A 16,822-nucleotide genomic window follows, 5' to 3' on the forward strand; every position below is an offset into this window, starting at 1 on the left:
ACACCCTGCGCGTTGCTACCCTGGCGACCGATGGGTACCGACGACGCCCCCGTGCCCGAGTACGCGGCCGACTACGCCCCCGCCCCGGACGACGCCCCGGACGCCTCCCACCTCACCCCGGAGGAGAAGCGCGGCCCCCGCACGGTGCACGTGGCGCTCGGACTGCTGGCGTTGCTGCTGATCGTCGCGGTGGCCACCACACCCGCGTCGGTCCTGCCCAGGGACTCCACGCTCCACGGTGAGCACCACGTCGACGAGGAGTCGGGCCTGGAGCTGGCCGTGCCCGTGGGGTGGCGCGTGGTCAGCGACGCCGAGATCGGGTCGGTGCAGCTGGTGCCGGTCGGCACCGGGCGGGCGCTGGACACGCGCATCCTCGCCGGCGCCCTCGAGCCGGGGATCGCGGCCGCCGCGATCTCCGACGACCAGGGGGCGGCGACGGCCCTCGCCGAGACCATCCAGCTCTACGTGCTGGGCGTGTCCGGGATCCGCGACGAGCGGCGGGTCACCCGCGTCGACAACGACCTCGGGACCGGCGCGGCCGTCTCCTACGTGGTGGTACCCGACGAATTCGCCGACCTCGACTCCGGCGGACTCGTCTACACGGCGGTGTTCGGTGAGGAGGGCCGCCGCTGGTGGGTGGCGTACGTGACCACCTCGCAGCAGTCCGCGCCCGGCGTCAAGTGGATGGACGACATCGTCGACGGCGTCCGGCCGGCCGGATGAGCGGGTCACCGCTCCCCGCCCCCGCCGGCGGGCTCATCCGGAGCGCACTCTCGCCCCGCGTCGCGTTGGCCCGGTTCGCCGCCCGGTTCGACCCGGTGACCGATCCGCGCGTCCGCCGGCTGTTGGTGGCCGAGCTCGTCGTCGTCCTCCTCGTCACCTTCGGCCTGTCCGGCGCCTACGCGGTCCTCGACCTGGTCTCCGCCCTGCTCGCCCCCGCCGACCTCGCCGACCAGACGGCCGCGCTCAACGTCTCCCGCTCCGAGCACTCCTGGCTCGACCTGGCGTACCAGGCGCTGGGCGTGCTGCGGCTGCTCGCGTGGGCACTGCTGCCGCTCGTCCTGCTCGCCCATTCCGGGATCCCCGCGCGGGCGGTCGGGCTCGTGCGTGAGCGGCCCGGGCGGCAGGTGGCGTGGGCGCTCGCACTGACCGCGGTGATCGGCGTGCCCGGCCTGGCGCTGTACCTCGGCGCGGTCGCCGCCGGCGCGAACCTGCAGGTCGCCGCGTCGGGGCTGGGCGAGACGTGGTGGCGGCCGCTCGTGCTGGTGCTCTCCGCGGCCGGCAACGGCGCGGCCGAGGAGATCCTCGTGGTGGGGTACCTGCTCGTGCGCCTCCGGCAGCTCGGGGTGCCGCCGTGGCTCGCGCTGGTCGCGAGCGCCCTGCTGCGCGGGTCGTACCACCTCTACCAGGGGTTCGGCGGCGGAGTGGGCAATCTCGCGATGGGCGTGGTGTTCGCGCTGTGGTGGATGCGGACCCGCCGGCTGTGGCCGCTGGTACTGGCGCACACGCTGCTCGACGTGGTGGCGTTCCTCGGGTACGCGCTGTTGGCGCCACACGTGTCGTGGCTGTGACTCCGGTCCCGCCGGCCCGACGGGACCAGCCGACCGCGCCGGCGGGCAAGTAGAGTCCGATCCCATGACCGACGACCCCAGGCGCCGGCACCTCACGCCCGAGGAGGCCGCCGAGCTCCGGCGACGCGCCCGTGAGCGGCGCGGCTACGCCGACCCCGGCGCGCCGCGCGACCCGGCGGCCCGCCCGGGCCCGGCCGGCCGCGATCCCGGGGCCCGGCGGGATCCGGCGGCGCGTCGTGACCCGGCCGCCCGTCGCGACGGCGGTGCCCGTCGGGACCCGTCGGGCCGCGGCGAGCAGGCCGCGCCCCGCGATCCCCGCGCCCGGCGGGATCCCGCCCCCGGCGCCGCCGACGCCGGACGCGAACGCCCCGCCGGTCGCACCGGCTACCAGCCGCGTCAGGAACCCCAGCCGCTGACGCCCGAGGAACGTGCCCGCTACCTGCGCGAGGACCCTCGTGCCCGGCGGGATCCCCGCGATCCGCGCGACGGCCGCGATCCCCGTGCGGGGCGCGACCCCCGTGACCCGCGGCGCTCGGCCCGGGCGGGCCGCGACCCCTACCGTCAGGCCACCGACCGGCGCCGCACGCGGCCCCCGCGCCGGTCCGCGGGGGCCGCGTCGGCCGCGCGGCGCGGCCGACGCTCCGGCCGGGCGCCCCTGTGGCGCCGGATCGGGCCGGTGCGCATCCTCGGGCTGGTGCTGGTCCTCGTGCTCACGCTCGGCGTGGTGACCGCCCTGTGGGCGGACTCCAAGCTGCAGCGGATCGACGCGCTGACGGACTACCCGGGGCGCGGCGGCAACACCCCCGGCACCGTGACCCTGCTCGTGGGGACCGATTCCCGCGAGGGGCTGACGCCCGAACAGCAGGCGCAGTTGTCGACCGGGTCCGAATCCGACGCGGGCGGCAAGCGCACCGACACGATGATGCTCGTCTACACGCCGCGCGGCGGCGACCGGACGATGCTCGTCTCCCTTCCCCGCGACCTGCTCGTGGACATCCCCGGGTACGGCCAGAACAAGCTCAACGCCGCCTACACCTTCGGCGGGCCCGCGCTGCTGACGCAGACCCTGGAGCAGCAGACGGGGGTCCGGATCGACCACTACGCGGAGATCGGTTTCGGCGGCTTCGCCGGGATCGTCGACGCGGTCGGCGGGGTGGACATCTGCATCGAGGAGCCGATCATCGACCCGCTCGCGGGCCTCGACCTGGCGGCGGGCTGCCAGACCCTCGCCGGGCCGCAGGCCCTCGGGTTCGTCCGTACCCGCTACGGGTTCGCCGAGCAGGACCTGCAGCGCGTGCGCAACCAGCGACAGTTCCTCGGCGCGCTCATGAGCAAGACCCTCTCGCCGGGGAACCTGCTCAACCCGTTCACCGCGGTGCCCCTGCTGGAGTCCGGCGCCGAGGCCGTGACCGTGGACACCGGCGACCACATCTGGACGCTCGCCAGGGTCATGTGGCGGCTCAGCGACGACCCGCTCACCGTCACCGCGCCCCACGACGGCATGGCCTCCGGCTCGGTGGGCTCCTACCTGACGTGGGGGCCCACGACGACCGGGTTCTTCGACGCGGTCGCCGCCGGGCAGACGCCCGGCCCGGAGTACCTCGACGGCGGGTCCTGACCTGCCGGGGCCCGCGCGCGCGGGCCCCGCTCAGCCCTCGGGCGCTCACCCACGCGCCCGTGGCCGCGACCCGCTCAGCCCGCGGGCGTGATGGAGACGATCCCCCACGTGCCGTCGGGGTTCTGGGCGAGCCGCACCCGCTGGCGGATCAGCACGGGATCCGCGTCCGGCGGGTACTCGGTGAGGTCCACCTCCAGCAGCGTCGGCGACAACTCCCGCGCCTCGACACAGTGTGTGGTGCCCTCGGGAACCCGCTCGACACCCTCCACGCGCAACTGCTCCTCGGTCATCCGACTGGACGGCGACACCGCCTCGAACGCCTTCCGGGCCGACCGCTCCACGTAGTACGCGTGGTCGAACGCGAGCACCGCCCCGGCCGGCGTGTCGAGCGACCCGGGGCCGGCGCCGACCACCCGCCCGGGCTCGGAGACCTCCTCGCACCCGGTCGCCAGCCCCTCCGCCGGGGCCACCGCCCCGCGGGCCACGACGAACCCGAGCACCGCGGACCCGCCCAACACCGCCACCCCGGCGGCCGCGAGCAGCGCGATCCGCACCGGACGCCGGTCGAGGACCGTGGGGGCGGGCGGCGGCTGCTCCACCGGGCGACGAGCCTGCGTCGGGACGCTGACCAGCGGCAGCGTCGACAGGTCGTCGACCGGGGCGTCATCGCCACGGCGGCCCCCGGCCGCGGGCTCCGACGGGCCGGTGAGCGGGGGCGATGTGCGTCCGACGGACGCGGGATCGGTTGGCGCGGGCGAAGTGCGTCCGACGGACGCGGGATCGGTTCGAGCGGTCGCCGGACCGGGGCCCGCGACAGAACCGGCGGCGGCACCGGCATCGAGCCGGATCCGCGTCGGCCGCGCCTCCCGCGGTGGCTCCTCGGCCCGGGCGTCGGCCCGCGACGAGCCGGCACCGCCCGCCACATCCGCCGCCCGGTCGACCGCGGACGCACCCGGCGACGGGGAGCCCGGGACAGGTCCGGTCCGCAGCCACGGCGGGACCGTCACCTCGGGGAGACGGGACGTCTCGTCGTCGTCGCCCCTGGTCGGTCCGTCCGCCACGCGCCCACACCCCCTCGCATCATCCCGGGTCGACACAGCGACACCGGCGACCTCGGTCGCCATCGGGGAGGATCCTAGAACGCTCGGCGCCCCGCCGGGGGTCCGTGCGTCAGGGCGCGGGCACGCGGGGTCTAGCGGAGGGTCACCTGCCGGGCACGCAGTCCGTCGCGCGACGACCGCTCGTCCGAGGTGAGCGGCGTGTCGTTCGCCAGCGCCTCACGCAGTCGCGCGTCGAGCTCCTGCAGCCCCGGCGCCCACTCCTGGTGGTGCATCTCGCGGTCCAGGTCGAACACCGGCACGAGCAACCCGTGCGTACGGAACGACCCGGCGAACCGCGAGCCCTCGCCGAGGTGCAGCCCGCCGGACGCGTGGACCCGGGCGAGCGCCTCGAACAGCGCGTCCTCGTCCTCCGGGCGGACCCAGCGGATGTGCGCCTTCTCGCCGGCGTCGACCCACCACGCCGCCTCGATGCCGTCCGCCTCGACCCGCGCCGAGGGCATCATGACCTCGTTGGCGTTGCGCACGGCCTGCTCGATCTCGGGCGCGACCTGCACACCCTCGGCCACCCACCACGAGAAGTCGTCGTGCACGACGATCTCGAGCGGGGCGTCCTTGACCACGACGTCCTCCAGCGCCGGCGTGGACTCGGTGGGGTGCGACGACGTCAGGGTCTCCCCGCCGCCGGCGCGTCCCGCCCAGTCCACCGCGAACGCGAGATCAGCGGCCGGGTCGGGGCCGTGGACCTGCACCTGCAGGCCGACCATCGCCTCGCCGCCGAGCTCGGGGTCGCGGACCAAGCCCGCGATCGCGCCCGGCAGGACCGTCGCCAGGGTCACCTCGCGGTCGCCCGCGACAGTGGTGAGCTTCGCGGTGGCCGACGGCACGAACTCGCGCATCGCCACCATGTCGCACTCACCGGCGAACCCGGCGAACGGCCGCGGCTCGACGCTCAGTTCCTCCCGCTCGGCCGCGCGTGCGGCGATCTTGGCCTGGCGGTTGCCGCCGGCCTTGGGCTCGTTGTGCCTATTCCGTCTACCCACGGGCACCACGATACGGTGCGACTTCGTCAGGTGCCCGCCGGACCGGCGAGTCGGTCTGCCGCGCTGGCGGGTGGGGGTCGGGCTGGGTGGGCTGGGTGGGGCTCGGGCTGCGGCGGGTTGGGCGGGGCCGGGTTGGCCCGGGCCGGGTTGGCCGGATGGGTAGGGCGGATGGGTAGGCCGAGGCCGGGCGGGCCCGGGCGGCAGCGGCCCCCGGCATCCGGCCCTCGACCCCCGGCACGAGTTCGGAGAGCGACGCCGTGCATGGCGCCAGCGCGACCGCCCTCGGATGCGCTGCCTCTCTGACCCGCGCTGGCTCCGTGCACGGTCCCGAGGGAGTTGCGCTAGCGGAAAGGACCATCCGGCCAGCCCAAGCCGCCCAGCCAGCGCATGTCCCGCCCCTAGCGCTGCCGAGATGCCCACCGGGCCGTGAGCACTGGCGAATCGAGCAGAGAGCCAGCGCGAGTCCGGCCACTCATGCTGGCTGACCGCCCTCCGAGCGCCTGAGCGTTGAGCCGCCGTTCAACCCGCCAGCGCGACCGCCCTCAGATGCGCTGCCTCTCTGACCCGCGCTGGCTCCGTGCACGGTCCCGAGGGAGTTGCGCTAGCGGAAAGGACCATCCGGCCAGCCCAAGCCGCCCAGCCAGCGCATGTACCGCCACTCGCGCTGCCGAGATGCCCACCGGGCCGTGAGCACTGGCGAATCGAGCAGAGAGCCAGCGCGAGTCCGGCCACTCATGCTGGCTGACCGCCCTCCGAGCCCCTGACCGAGGACCCGCCGTACAACCCGCCAGCGCGACCGCCCTCAGATGCGCTGCCTCTCTGACCCGCGCTGGCTCCGTGCACGGTTCCGAAAGGGTTGCGCTGGCGTAAAGGACCATCCGGCCAGCCCAAGCCGCCCAGCCAGCGCGAGTCGGGCCGCTTACGCTGCCGGATCGCCCGGCACGCGCCGAAAGGACTCTCCCGACCCGGCCTCGGCGGAACCGGCCGCGGCGCCGCCGGCCCCGGCCCGAGCAGCCCGAGCACCCCCAGCGGACCCACCCGAACCAGCCACCGCTCCACCATCCGCGGGCCCCTCGGTCGGCGGGGCGGAGCCGTCGAGAACCGTGAGCGCCCGCGCCGGGACGTTGGTGCCGACCCAGTCCACGCCGAGATCGCGGCACAGCAGCAGGTCGGCGGGGTCGTCAACGGTCCAGCAGTACGTGCCCATGCCGCGCGACCGCCAGTACTCGACCAGCCACGGCCGGGCGCGCAACGCGCTGATGCTCGGCCCCATCAGCTGGGCGCCGAACCCCTCGGCGGGCCAGGACTTGAAGACGTTGCGCCGCTCGCGCAGCTGCACGGTCGGCACGTCCGAAGCCAACTGCCGGAACCGGCGGACGGCGGCGACGGAGAAACTCATCATCACGGCGCGCGATTCGGCGAACGACGCGGCCCGGTCCAGCCCGAAGTAGGCCAGCTCGTCACGCAGGGCGGTCTCGACGCGGCCGCCGGTCGGCACGGGGTGCTTGGTCTCGAGGAACAGCCTGACGTGCGGGTACGCCTCGGCCATGACGAGGAAGCTGCGGAGGGTCATGACGGGTTCGGGCCTGCGGTGCACCGGGTGCCAGGAGCCCACGTCGAGGCGGGAGAGCTGGTCGATGGTGCTGGAGTGGACCCACAGGTCACGGTCGGCGACGCGGGTGGTGCGCGGGTCGTGGAGCAGGACGGGCACGCCGTCGGCGGTGAGCCGGATGTCCACCTCGAGCGCCTCGGCGCCCTGGTCGAGGGCCTGCTGGTAGGCGACGTGGGTGAGTTCGGGGTAGTCGGCGGAGGCGCCCCGGTGGGCGACGACGCCGCTGCGGGTGGAGACGGGTGAGGGCAGGTGGGTGGTCGCGGGGACCGTCACGTCTCACTCCTTCCGGATCGCGGACGCCTCCACGATCCCCGCCGGGAGGAACCGGCGGGTGAACCGCGGGGAAGGGTCGGTGAAACTCCGCATGACGGCCCGGGTCTCGCGCGCTGCCCACCACGCGGCGAGGGCGGCCAGGGCGGTGAGCAGGACCGCGTCGGCGGCGGCCTGCGCGCCGTCGCCGCTGCGGCGCCAGAGGGCCAGGGCGAGGGCCGCGCCGTTGACGCCCCACGCCAGCCACCAGCGTCGGAGGTCGGAGCGGGACGGGGCGCGGTCCGACGCCCGACGCAGTTCCTCCAGGTAGACGGGGAGGCGGAAGAAGTTGACGACGACGACGAGCGCCCCCGCCCACAGGCCCGCCCGTGACCGCGGGTCCGGAACCGGTGCGAAGGCCCGTCGCCGGGTGTCGACGAGCCAGGCGGTGGCGGTGATCGCGGCGACTGCCCCCACGGCGAGGGCGACGATCCCGGTGACCCAGACGAACGCGGTCGTGACGGCTTCGAGCCACCACGGGGTGAGCCGGTCGGCGTACCAGGCCAGGGTGGCGTAGCGCAGTGCGTGGGCGACGGCGGTGGCGGCGAACCAGGCGCCGGCCGAGCGCAGGATGCCGGGGGCGACGGCCGCCAGGCGGCGGGGCCGCGACCCGGCGTCGGACCCGGGGTGCCCGGCGTGCGGCCCGCCGGGGTGCGGGATTACGACCGGGGGCAGGCCCCATCGCGGGGTGGCCGGGTACGCGGGCGTCCGCGGTCCCCACGCTGGCCCGGTGCGGTACCTGGGCAGCGGCGGCCGCGGGGTCGGCAGCGGGGGTCGCCACGGCGGGTGCGCGACCCAGCGCCACTGCCCCTGCCGCCGCGGTGTGGTCATGCCGACCATGCTGGCACAACCGGGGTGGCGCGGGCCCGCCGTGTGGCACAGGCTGGGGTCATGTCCGTGAGCTGCCTGCGCGTCCACGATCTCGTCTCGGGCCGTGCCGATCCGGGGGACGCCTACGTGGTCCTCGTGGACCGGCTGTGGCCGCGGGGAGTGCGTAAGGACGCGTTCCGTCACGATGAATGGTGCAGGGACGTGGCGCCGTCGGACGGGTTACGCCGGGAGTTCCACGGCGGCGACGTGGGATTCGACGCTTTCGTCGAGCGGTACCGGGCCGAGCTGTCCCGCCCGCCCGCGGTCGCGGCGGTCCGGCGTCTGGCCACCCGGGCCGCGGACGGGGACGTGGTGCTCGCATACGCCTCACGCGACACCGAGCGCAACCACGCGAGGGTGTTGGCGGACGTCCTCCTGGCCGCCGGAGACTGATGACCGACGGCGTTCCACCTGCGGCGGATGTATCCGCCGTCACAGAAGGGGTGACGGACCGCGCCGCCGTGTGTATGGTCGTCCCCAGTAGTTGAAATCGTTCGTTGTATTTCTGTAGATCCACGGCCCTTGCGAGAGGGAAGTGCGGCACCGCAGGGAAACACACAGCACGCTCTCTGCTGCAGCACCTGGTACTCCGACAAGCGGAGCACCAACTCTCGAAAGGCATCACTATGGCTACCGGTACCGTGAAGTGGTTCAACGCCGACAAGGGCTTCGGCTTCATCGCCCCCGACGACGGCTCCGCCGACGTCTTCGCCCACTTCTCCGCCATCCAGGGCTCGGGCTACCGCTCGCTCGAGGAGAACCAGCAGGTCTCCTTCGACGTCGCGCAGGGCGCCAAGGGCCTGCAGGCGGAGAACATCACCCCGCTGTGATGTGTGACGTCAGAGTGATCTGACGCCCGCAGACTGTACGTAGAGGGCCCCGCAGGAGAATTCTCCCGCGGGGCCCTCTCGTGTGCGCACTGCCTTCCCGCGTGTGCGGGGCCTCTCACATCCCGCGGGCGGACCCGGCCCGCGCGACCCGCTCCGCCCGGTGCCCGGGGCCCGGTGTCCTGGATCAACCATCGCCGGGGATCATCCATCGCCGGGGATCAGCCGGCGGCCGGGATCAGATGGGGCAGGCGACCCCACTGCGCACGTGGCAGTCGTACCCGCCGGGGTTCTTGACCAGATACTGCTGGTGGTAGTCCTCAGCGTAGTAGTACGTCCCGCAGCGGACCTCCTCGAGCATCCCGATCTCGGTGGTCACCGGCCCGTGGCCCGCGGCGTCGAGCTCCGCCTGGTAGCCCTCCGCGATGCGGCGCGCCGCCTCCAGCTGCCCGGAGGTGGTCGTGTAGATCGCCGAGCGGTACTGAGTGCCCATGTCGTTGCCCTGGCGCATCCCCTGCGTCGGGTCATGCCACTCGAAGAACTCCTTCAACAGGACCTCCACGGACAACACCCGGGGATCGAAGACCACCAGTACCGCCTCGGTGTGGCCGGTGGCGCCCGTGCAGGTCTCCTCGTACGTCGGATTGGGCGTCCAACCACCCGCGTAGACGGCCGCCGTGGTCCACACGCCGTCGAGCTGCCAGAGCACCTTCTCCGCACCCCAGAAGCACCCCAGACCCAGCACGATCGACTCGTGCCCCTCCGGGAACGGCGGCGTCATGGGGTTGCCCGTGACGATGTTCGCCGGCGCCACGGCCATCGGTTCCTCCCGACCCGGCAGCGCCGAGTCGGCGTCGACGACCTCGGTCGCCCGTCGCATCGCGGAGAGTCTGATCGCGTCCTGTAGCCAGCCCATGACCCCAGGGTAACCACGTCGGCCGATCGAGACCCGGTCGTGATGTGACCGATCCCATAGTCGGCGTTACAGTGGTCGCCAGTTCGACCGAGGGGGATCTCGACGTGACCGCCACACAGCCCGTAGCCCAACGCCTCCGCGCCATCTTCGACACCGACGCCACGACGTCGCAGCCGTTCGAGGGGACCGGCTGCAGCGATCACGTCCGCCGCCGCAGTCTCACGGCACCCGTCGCGGTCGCCGCGGTCCTCCTGGTGGTGCTGATCGCGCTACTCGTCCTCTGATCTACCCCGGCGGGGGGCTCGTCCCCGCCGGCAGACAGAGCCCCGCCAGTCACTCCGGGGACGGGGTCCCGACGCACTCGCGCGCGACCCGCACCAGGAGTGGCGCCCACGGCGCGCAGTCGTCCTCGGGTAGTCGCGCGATGGCACTCAGGTCGTCGGCCGTCACCCAGCGCGCCTCGGCGATCTCGGCACGGGGCACCGGATCGCCGTCCACCCGGGCCGCGAAGACCTCGGAGACCAGCACGAATCCCGGCTCGTTGGCGGTGGCGGTGGCGAACCGGCCGAGCGGGACCAACGCGTCCGCCGCGAGGATCACCCCGAGCTCCTCGTCGACCTCGCGCACCGCGCACTCCAACGGCGACTCCCCCGACTCCCATTTGCCACCCGGCAGCATGAACCGGTCCGTTCCGGCCTTGCGGACCGTCACCACGGAGCCGTCGGGGCGGTTGAGGACGACCGCCGAGACGGAGATGGTGCGCCCGGGGTCCGTATCGGAGTGATCCACGGTCCCGATCATGGCAGGCCGGCCGAGGACTCGCGCGCCCACCGAGGCGGCGCACGGCGCGCCCGCCCGCAGATCACTATGGTGGAAGCGGACGCCGTGACGGGCGCCACGGGCCAGCCCCGCGTGCTGCCCGTCACCCAACTGAAAGGACACTCCACTATGGCCGAGTACGTTCTTCCCGATCTCGACTACGACTACGGCGCTCTCGAGCCGCACATCTCCGGCGAGATCATGGAGCTCCACCACTCCAAGCACCACGCCACCTACGTCAAGGGCGCGAACGACGCCCTCGAGCAGCTCGCCGCGGCCCGCGAGGACGGCAGCATCTCCGGCAAGGCCCCGCTGCTGAGCAAGAACCTGGCCTTCCACCTCGGTGGCCACACCAACCACTCCATCTTCTGGAAGAACCTCTCGCCGGAGGGTGGCGACCGCCCCGAGGGTGAGCTCGCCGCCGCGATCGACGCCGAGTTCGGCTCGTTCGACAAGTTCCAGGCGCACTTCAACGCCGTCGCCCTCACCCTGCAGGGCTCGGGCTGGTCCATCCTCGGCTGGGACCACATCGGCCAGCGCATGGTCATCCAGCAGCTGACCGACCAGCAGGGCAACATCTCGGTGAACATCACCCCGCTGCTCATGCTGGACATGTGGGAGCACGCCTTCTACCTCCAGTACAAGAACGTCAAGGCCGACTACGTCAACGCCTTCTGGAACGTCGTGAACTGGAAGGACGTGGCCGAGCGCTACGCCGCCGCCAAGGGCTGAGCACGACTCTCCGCGACCCCGCGGCTCGGCTGAGCCGATAGCGGATCCTGCGCCCGGGAGCGATACCGCCGCACTGTACGGCGGCCGTCGCCCCCGGGCGCCGTCGTGTCGCGGGGCGATCCCCCACCGGCGCGGGACTCAGGCGAAGACGCGGGCCAACCAGTCCTGCCAGGCCCGCTCCGTCGCGTCGCGGTCGATCTCGGTGAAGATGTAGTGGCCGACCGCCTGGGGCATCCCCATCGGCGAATTGTCGTGGAAACGGTAGAGGCCGTCCTCGGTCCGTACCGCGAGGAAATTGACGAACTCGGGGTAGGCGAAGTCGACCACCCCGTCGAGCGGCGGCAGCCCCTCCGGGGTCAGGCGCACGCGCTGGCCGAGCGTGAGCGGGCCCGTCACCCCCAGCGCCCCCACCAGGGTCTCCCAGGCCCCCGGGCCGGCCGAGCTCGCCGGCCCCTGCGCGGTGACGAAGTGGGCGGGCCGATCAGCGAAGTGCTCGAGGTACTGGGCCAGGGTGTGCAGGTACATGTCCCAGCCGTGCCCCGTCATCTCCCCGAAGTCGAACTCGGCGTCCCAGTCGTCACCGAGGTAGCCGCTGTGGACGAAGGTGAGGACCGTGGTGCCGCGGTCCCCGGCGGAGATCAGGTACTCGAACGCGTGGAAGGCGCCGTTGGCGGCCTCCGGCGTCCGCACCGCCAGGCGTTCGTTCTCGGTGGCCTCGACGTGCATCCCCTCCATGGGCTGGTAGGGGTCGGGAGACCAGCCCGCCTGCCCCTCCGGGGTGGCGACAGCGCGCCACACCTGCTCCGGGGTGGCCTCGAGCACCACGGTCTTGCGGATCTCGAAGTTCTTCGACATGGCGGGGCTCCTCCAGTGATGGTCCGGTCAGGAATGGCCCGGGCGCGGATCGTCCGGGTGGGCGTGGCCCGGGCGCGGATCGTCCGGGTGGGCGTGGACCGGGCGCGGATCGTCCGGGCGGGCGTGGTCGGGGTGCGGGTCAGCCGAGGCGGGCACCGCGGGGTGCAGGGCGATCACGAGGCGGTGGAGCTTGCCCGTCCCCGCCGTGTCCGGCCGCGCGGCGGTGTGGTGTCTGGCCACCAGGTCCGCCACGACCTCGGACAACTCCTCGGCGAAGGCGGCACGATCCGCGGCGGAGGCGAACCGGATGTGGCCGTCCATCGCGAAGGTGGCGACCGGGCGCCCCGCCCGCCGTGCCCCGGTGAGCAACACGCCCACGTCCCGGACCAGCCGGGAGGCGAGCGCGAGCAACCAGCGTGCCGAGAGCCGGTCCGGCGCGCTACCCGGGTCCGGCTGCATCCGCCCCATCGCGTCCGGCGAGATGACGAACGAGGCCGAGCGTGCCTGCAGGATCCGCTCGGTGAAATTGCCCCGGCGGCGCTGCTCGACCTCCTCGACCAGCCCGTGGCGCTCCAGGATCCGGAGGTGATAGTTCACCTTCTGCCGCGGCAACTCGAGCCGGGTGGCCAGGCTCGACGCGGACCCGGGCTCGGCCAGCGCCGCGAGGATCCGTCGCCGCAGCGGGTCCAGCGCCACCTCCGCCGCCGCCGCGTCCCCGATCACGTCCACCTCGAGCATGCCCCGATCGTCCTCTTGACAACTATTCTTGTCAAGACATGTTCCCGCCGCCGGGACGAGCGTCCACTTGGTACCGTTCCGATCAGGCGGTGATGCCTGTCACCACCCGCATCCGACCCCACACCCCACCCCGGAGACGCCCATGTGCGACGACCGCCCCGCCCCCAGCCGTACCGCGGTGAGTCGCCGCGCCGTCCTCGGCGGCGCCGCCGCCCTCGGCGGGATCGCGGTCCTGCAGTCGACACTGCCCGCGGTGGCCACCGCGCAGTCCACGGCCCTGTACGTCGGCCGCGGCATCGGCGACATGACCGGAGAGCCGCTGGGCGCGGGCATGAACGGGTACGCGGACACCGAGCAGCTCTCCGTTGGGCTGCACCTGCGGCAGAGGGCCCGCGCCTTCGTCTTTGCCGACTCGCCGTCGTCGCCCCGGTTTCTCCACGTCACCGCCGAGATCGGCCTGATCTTCCAGTCGATCCAGCAGGAGGTCCTCCGGCGCCTGGCGGCCGAGTTCGGCGACACCTACCACGAGGGCAACGTCGTCATCACCGCCACGCACACCCACGTCGCACCCGGCGGCACGTCCGGCCACCCGATGGTCGACCTGTCGATGCTCGGCTTCCGTCCGGTGACCTTCGAGGCCAACGTCGCCGGCATCGTCGACGCCGTCCGCATGGCCCACCACGACCTCGCCCCCTCGGAGGTCGGCGTGACCACCGGGGTCCTCCACGACGCCGGCGTCCAGCGCTCACGCGGCTCGTTCGAGCGCGACGCCCCGGAGGAACGCGCCCACTTCCCCGAGGGCATCGACCCGCGGTCGCAGTCGCTGCAGATCACCCGCGGCGGCCAGCTGGTGGGCGTGCTCAACTGGTTCGCCACCCACGCCACGTCCATGACCTCGCACAACCGCATCGCCTCCTCCGACAACAAGGGCTACGCCGCCTGGCACTGGGAGCGGGAGGTCGCCGGTCAGGACTACCTCGCCGGCGGGCCCCCGCGGCTCGTCACGGCGTTCGCGCAGACCAACCCCGGAGACGTCAGCCCCAACCTCGACCTGTCCCCCGGCCGCGGCCCGACGCCCGACGAGTGGCTCAACACCCGCATCAACGGCGAGCGCCAGTTCGCCGCCGCCCGCGAGCAGGTGGACAGGGGCGTCCGGCCCCTCGGCGGAGGGATCGACGTCCGCCACGTCTGGGTCGACATGTCCGCGGTCGACGTCCGCCCCGAGTTCACCGGCGACGGACGCACCCACCGCACCGCCGTCGCCGCCCTGGGCGCCTCGTTCGCCTCGGGCAGCCAGGAGGACGGCGGCGGCGGGGACGAGCTGCCGTTCGCCGAGGGCGACCGCGGCGGCAACCCGGCGGTCAAGGCCCTCACCGACGTGGTGATCCCGGCCTGGCTGCGCGAGGCACACGCCCCGAAGGACGTCCTCCTGCCCGTCGGCCTCGTGCCCCACGCCGTCCAGCGCGTCTACCCGTTCCACCTGGTCCGCCTCGGCACGCACTACCTGTTCGCCCTCGGATTCGAACCGACGGTCGTCTCCGGGCTGCGGCTGCGCCGCACGCTCGCCGCCGAACTGGGCGTGCCCGAGGACCACGTGACCGTCCAGGGCTACTCGAACGCGTACGGCCACTACGTCACCACGCCCGAGGAGTACTCGGCCCAGAACTACGAGGGCGGCGCCACGATCTTCGGTCCGTGGACCCTGCCCGCGATCCAGCAGATCGCCGCCGACCTCGCCCGGTCGATGCGGGCCGGCACCCCGCTCGACCCCGGCACCTCCGAGCGGGACCTCACCGGACAGATCCCCGTCTCCCCGCTGGGCAACCCGCTCGTCGACACCCCGGCGCCGCTGCGGAACTTCGGCGACGTCCTGGACCAGCCGCAGCCCGCCTACCGGGCCGGCCAGCGCGTCCTGGTGCGGTTCTGCGGCACGCACCCCAACTCCGACCTGCGCCGCGGCGACACCTATCTGGCGATCGAGCGCCGCGACGGCGGGCGGTGGGTCCGGGTCCACGACGACGGCGACTGGTCCACGATGATCGTGTTCGAAGGCCTGCTCACGGTCACCAACGCCGTCGTCACGTGGGACATCCCGCCCGGAACCCCGGCGGGCGAGTACCGGGTCGTGTACACCGCCTCCGGGCGCGGCATCGACGGCCGCCTGTTCCCTGTGCGGGGGGAGAGTCGGGCCTTCACCGTGAACTGACGGAAGGTCTGGGACACTGGAACCGACATTCGTTGCAGTTCCTAGTGAAAGGACACCGCCCGTGGACATCAAGGGTGCTTCCGTCATCGTCACCGGTGCCGCCTCCGGCCTGGGCAACGCCACCGCGCGTTCCTTCGCCGAGAAGGGCGCGGTCGTGTTCGGCCTCGACCTCCAGCAGTCGATCGACAAGGCCGTCGAGCAGGGCATCGACGAGGGCATCACCCTCATCGCCGCCGACGTCACCAGCGAGGAGGACGTCAAGGCCGCCATCGCCCGCGCCACCGAGGCCGCCCCGCTGCGCGTCGTGGTCAACTGCGCCGGCATCGCCCCGGCCGCCCGGATCGTCTCCAAGAAGGGCGTCCACGCGCTCGACCTGTTCGAGACCTGCATCTCCGTGAACCTCGTGGGCACCTTCAACGTGCTGCGCCTGGCCGCCGAGGCCATGTCCACCCAGGACACCGTCGACGAGGACGGCCAGCGTGGCGTCATCATCAACACCGCCTCCGTGGCCGCCTACGAGGGCCAGGTCGGTCAGATCGCCTACGCCGCCTCGAAGGGTGGCGTGTACTCGATGGGCATCTGTGCCGCGCGCGACCTCGCCCAGTTCGGCATCCGGGTCAACACGATCGCCCCGGGCACCATCGAGACCCCGATGCTCAAGGGCCTGACCGAGGAGTTCCAGAAGTCCCTCGAGGCCGCGATCCCGTTCCCCTCGCGCCTGGGCCGCCCGTCGGACTACGCGGCGCTCGCCAACGCGATCGTCGAGCAGGACTACCTCAACGGCGAGAGCTTCCGCATGGACGGCGCGCTGCGCATGGCGCCGCGCTAGGACTCACCTCGCGGGGGGACGGCAGGCTCTCCCACGACGCGACGAGCCCCGCACCACCCGGGACTACCGGGGTGATGCGGGGCTCGCGCGGACCCGTCGCGGCGGGGACGGACCGGGGGCGGGTGGCCGGCGTCAGCCGCGGCCGTTGTCGATCCCCGGGCCGGGGGCCGGGGCCGGAGCCGGAGCGGGCGCCGGGGCGGGCGCGGGCAGGCCCGGCAGCGGCGGGAGCACGATGCCCGCGTCGAGCAGCGCCTGCTGGATCTGCGGCGCGAAGGCGATGCCCGCGCTGACCGCGGCGACCGAACCGAGGCCCAGGACGACGGAGCCGAGGCCGGCCGGGTCCTGGATGATGGTCGTCGCGCCCTCGCCGATGCCGAGCGAGCCCGCGACGGGGGCGTAGAGCGGCGCGAGCGAGCCGGTGGTGGGCTCACCGAGCAGGGCCGAACCCGAGGTGTCCACGGAGCCCGCGCCCTCGGCCGGGGTGACGAGGTCGACCGAACCGGTGACGAGGGGCGCGACCGAGCCCGCCAGCGGGGCCAGGGAGCCGGTGGACGGCTCGCCGAGCAGCGTCGAGCCCGAGGTGTCGAGGGATCCCTCACCCGTGGCGTTGGAAGGCGGGGTGATCTGCACCGACCCGCCCTCGAGGGAGTCGGAGACCAGGCCGAGGCTGCCCGAGTCGAGAAGACCCTGCGCATTGGCGACGCCCGTGGCGCCCGAGAGGGCCAGGGCGGCCACGGCGGCGAGGGCGGTGGCCTTGCGGATGGTGAACGTCATCTGTTCGTCTCCTCGTGTGGAAGCGGGTTCCCAGGCGCGGAGGCT

The 16,822-nt window shown here is 73.4% G+C and carries 18 protein-coding genes; 9 read left to right on the forward strand and 9 right to left on the reverse strand.

The window, feature by feature from the left end; all coding sequences use genetic code 11:
- The first annotated feature begins 30 nt into the window (after window positions 1-30).
- From RWK90_RS10720 to RWK90_RS10730, 3 genes are all read left to right on the forward strand, one after another.
- Entirely contained in the window at window positions 31-723 is a 693-nt protein-coding gene (locus tag RWK90_RS10720) for a hypothetical protein (protein WP_314037590.1), read from the forward strand.
- Window positions 720-1,571 carry a CPBP family intramembrane glutamic endopeptidase gene (locus RWK90_RS10725; protein WP_314037592.1) on the forward strand — a complete coding sequence of 284 codons (852 nt, stop codon included), beginning with the start codon at window positions 720-722 and terminating at the stop codon, window positions 1,569-1,571. The genes RWK90_RS10720 and RWK90_RS10725 overlap by 4 nt, the downstream gene beginning before the upstream one ends.
- Window positions 1,572-1,635: 64 nt before the next feature.
- Window positions 1,636-3,189 (forward strand): LCP family protein, encoded by a 1,554-nt coding sequence (locus tag RWK90_RS10730; protein WP_314037594.1) that lies wholly within the window; start codon window positions 1,636-1,638, stop codon window positions 3,187-3,189.
- 74 nt (window positions 3,190-3,263) lie between these two features.
- Here RWK90_RS10730 and RWK90_RS10735 read toward each other — a convergent pair whose 3' ends face one another.
- The 4 genes from RWK90_RS10735 to RWK90_RS10750 form a co-directional block, all read right to left on the reverse strand.
- Window positions 3,264-3,788 (reverse strand): hypothetical protein, encoded by a 525-nt coding sequence (locus RWK90_RS10735; protein ID WP_314037596.1) that lies wholly within the window; start codon window positions 3,786-3,788, stop codon window positions 3,264-3,266.
- 593 nt (window positions 3,789-4,381) lie between these two features.
- Complete coding sequence (locus RWK90_RS10740) at window positions 4,382-5,290, reverse strand: DUF5926 family protein (RefSeq protein ID WP_314037598.1); 909 nt, start codon at window positions 5,288-5,290, stop codon at window positions 4,382-4,384.
- A 919-nt stretch (window positions 5,291-6,209) separates the two neighbouring features.
- Window positions 6,210-7,175, reverse strand: coding sequence for a glycerophosphodiester phosphodiesterase family protein (locus tag RWK90_RS10745; protein ID WP_314037601.1), 966 nt, complete (start codon window positions 7,173-7,175; stop codon window positions 6,210-6,212).
- A gap of 3 nt (window positions 7,176-7,178) precedes the next feature.
- The gene (locus RWK90_RS10750; RefSeq protein WP_314037603.1) at window positions 7,179-8,042 is read right to left on the reverse strand and encodes a DUF4328 domain-containing protein; all 864 of its coding nucleotides are present in this window, start codon (window positions 8,040-8,042) and stop codon (window positions 7,179-7,181) included.
- A 60-nt stretch (window positions 8,043-8,102) separates the two neighbouring features.
- On the opposite strand from RWK90_RS10750, the gene RWK90_RS10755 reads away from it, so the two are divergent.
- Window positions 8,103-8,474 (forward strand): DUF488 family protein, encoded by a 372-nt coding sequence (locus RWK90_RS10755; protein WP_314037604.1) that lies wholly within the window; start codon window positions 8,103-8,105, stop codon window positions 8,472-8,474.
- A gap of 233 nt (window positions 8,475-8,707) precedes the next feature.
- Window positions 8,708-8,911, forward strand: coding sequence for a cold-shock protein (locus tag RWK90_RS10760; RefSeq protein WP_314037606.1), 204 nt, complete (start codon window positions 8,708-8,710; stop codon window positions 8,909-8,911).
- 235 nt (window positions 8,912-9,146) lie between these two features.
- On the opposite strand, the gene msrA is transcribed toward RWK90_RS10760, so the two are convergent.
- Window positions 9,147-9,824 carry a peptide-methionine (S)-S-oxide reductase MsrA gene (gene msrA / locus RWK90_RS10765; RefSeq protein WP_396230317.1) on the reverse strand — a complete coding sequence of 226 codons (678 nt, stop codon included), beginning with the start codon at window positions 9,822-9,824 and terminating at the stop codon, window positions 9,147-9,149.
- A gap of 104 nt (window positions 9,825-9,928) precedes the next feature.
- Between msrA and RWK90_RS10770 the strand changes: the two genes are divergently transcribed.
- The gene (locus RWK90_RS10770; protein WP_314037608.1) at window positions 9,929-10,108 is read left to right on the forward strand and encodes a hypothetical protein; all 180 of its coding nucleotides are present in this window, start codon (window positions 9,929-9,931) and stop codon (window positions 10,106-10,108) included.
- Window positions 10,109-10,157: 49 nt separating this feature from the next.
- Here the strand turns inward: RWK90_RS10770 and RWK90_RS10775 are convergent, their stop codons facing one another.
- Window positions 10,158-10,613 carry an NUDIX domain-containing protein gene (locus RWK90_RS10775; protein ID WP_314037611.1) on the reverse strand — a complete coding sequence of 152 codons (456 nt, stop codon included), beginning with the start codon at window positions 10,611-10,613 and terminating at the stop codon, window positions 10,158-10,160.
- 159 nt (window positions 10,614-10,772) lie between these two features.
- Here RWK90_RS10775 and RWK90_RS10780 point away from each other — a divergent pair, with 159 nt between their 5' ends.
- Window positions 10,773-11,375: a superoxide dismutase gene (locus RWK90_RS10780; protein ID WP_314037613.1), complete on the forward strand. Its 603-nt coding sequence runs from the start codon at window positions 10,773-10,775 to the stop codon at window positions 11,373-11,375.
- A gap of 138 nt (window positions 11,376-11,513) precedes the next feature.
- Here the strand turns inward: RWK90_RS10780 and RWK90_RS10785 are convergent, their stop codons facing one another.
- Both RWK90_RS10785 and RWK90_RS10790 read right to left on the reverse strand, forming a co-directional pair.
- On the reverse strand, window positions 11,514-12,230 hold the full coding sequence (locus RWK90_RS10785; RefSeq protein WP_314037615.1) for an SRPBCC domain-containing protein: 717 nt from the start codon (window positions 12,228-12,230) through the stop codon (window positions 11,514-11,516).
- 27 nt (window positions 12,231-12,257) lie between these two features.
- The gene (locus RWK90_RS10790; RefSeq protein WP_314037617.1) at window positions 12,258-12,968 is read right to left on the reverse strand and encodes a helix-turn-helix domain-containing protein; all 711 of its coding nucleotides are present in this window, start codon (window positions 12,966-12,968) and stop codon (window positions 12,258-12,260) included.
- A gap of 142 nt (window positions 12,969-13,110) precedes the next feature.
- On the opposite strand from RWK90_RS10790, the gene RWK90_RS10795 reads away from it, so the two are divergent.
- A complete protein-coding gene (locus RWK90_RS10795) occupies window positions 13,111-15,174 on the forward strand; it encodes a neutral/alkaline non-lysosomal ceramidase N-terminal domain-containing protein (protein ID WP_314037619.1) in 2,064 nt (687 codons plus the stop codon).
- A gap of 61 nt (window positions 15,175-15,235) precedes the next feature.
- Complete coding sequence (locus tag RWK90_RS10800; protein ID WP_314037621.1) at window positions 15,236-16,003, forward strand: SDR family NAD(P)-dependent oxidoreductase; 768 nt, start codon at window positions 15,236-15,238, stop codon at window positions 16,001-16,003.
- A 132-nt stretch (window positions 16,004-16,135) separates the two neighbouring features.
- Here the strand turns inward: RWK90_RS10800 and RWK90_RS10805 are convergent, their stop codons facing one another.
- A complete protein-coding gene (locus RWK90_RS10805) occupies window positions 16,136-16,777 on the reverse strand; it encodes a hypothetical protein (protein ID WP_314037622.1) in 642 nt (213 codons plus the stop codon).
- Window positions 16,778-16,822 lie beyond the last annotated feature (45 nt).

Source organism: Dietzia sp. CH92, assembly GCF_032248695.1.
Classification (GTDB): Bacteria; Actinomycetota; Actinomycetes; order Mycobacteriales; family Mycobacteriaceae; genus Dietzia.

Excerpts from the sequence above, each read along its gene's own strand:
- RWK90_RS10780 (WP_314037613.1), top strand. The coding sequence starts at position 10,773 with ATGGCCGAGTACGTTCTTCCCGATCTCGACTACGACTACGGCGCTCTC.
- RWK90_RS10760 (WP_314037606.1), top strand. The coding sequence starts at position 8,708 with ATGGCTACCGGTACCGTGAAGTGGTTCAACGCCGACAAGGGCTTCGGC.
- msrA (WP_396230317.1), bottom strand. The coding sequence starts at position 9,824 with ATGGGCTGGCTACAGGACGCGATCAGACTCTCCGCGATGCGACGGGCG.
- RWK90_RS10730 (WP_314037594.1), top strand. The coding sequence starts at position 1,636 with ATGACCGACGACCCCAGGCGCCGGCACCTCACGCCCGAGGAGGCCGCC.
- RWK90_RS10790 (WP_314037617.1), bottom strand. The coding sequence starts at position 12,968 with ATGCTCGAGGTGGACGTGATCGGGGACGCGGCGGCGGCGGAGGTGGCG.
- RWK90_RS10795 (WP_314037619.1), top strand. The coding sequence starts at position 13,111 with ATGTGCGACGACCGCCCCGCCCCCAGCCGTACCGCGGTGAGTCGCCGC.
- RWK90_RS10720 (WP_314037590.1), top strand. The coding sequence starts at position 31 with ATGGGTACCGACGACGCCCCCGTGCCCGAGTACGCGGCCGACTACGCC.
- RWK90_RS10755 (WP_314037604.1), top strand. The coding sequence starts at position 8,103 with ATGTCCGTGAGCTGCCTGCGCGTCCACGATCTCGTCTCGGGCCGTGCC.
- RWK90_RS10785 (WP_314037615.1), bottom strand. The coding sequence starts at position 12,230 with ATGTCGAAGAACTTCGAGATCCGCAAGACCGTGGTGCTCGAGGCCACC.
- RWK90_RS10805 (WP_314037622.1), bottom strand. The coding sequence starts at position 16,777 with ATGACGTTCACCATCCGCAAGGCCACCGCCCTCGCCGCCGTGGCCGCC.
- RWK90_RS10725 (WP_314037592.1), top strand. The coding sequence starts at position 720 with ATGAGCGGGTCACCGCTCCCCGCCCCCGCCGGCGGGCTCATCCGGAGC.
- RWK90_RS10750 (WP_314037603.1), bottom strand. The coding sequence starts at position 8,042 with ATGACCACACCGCGGCGGCAGGGGCAGTGGCGCTGGGTCGCGCACCCG.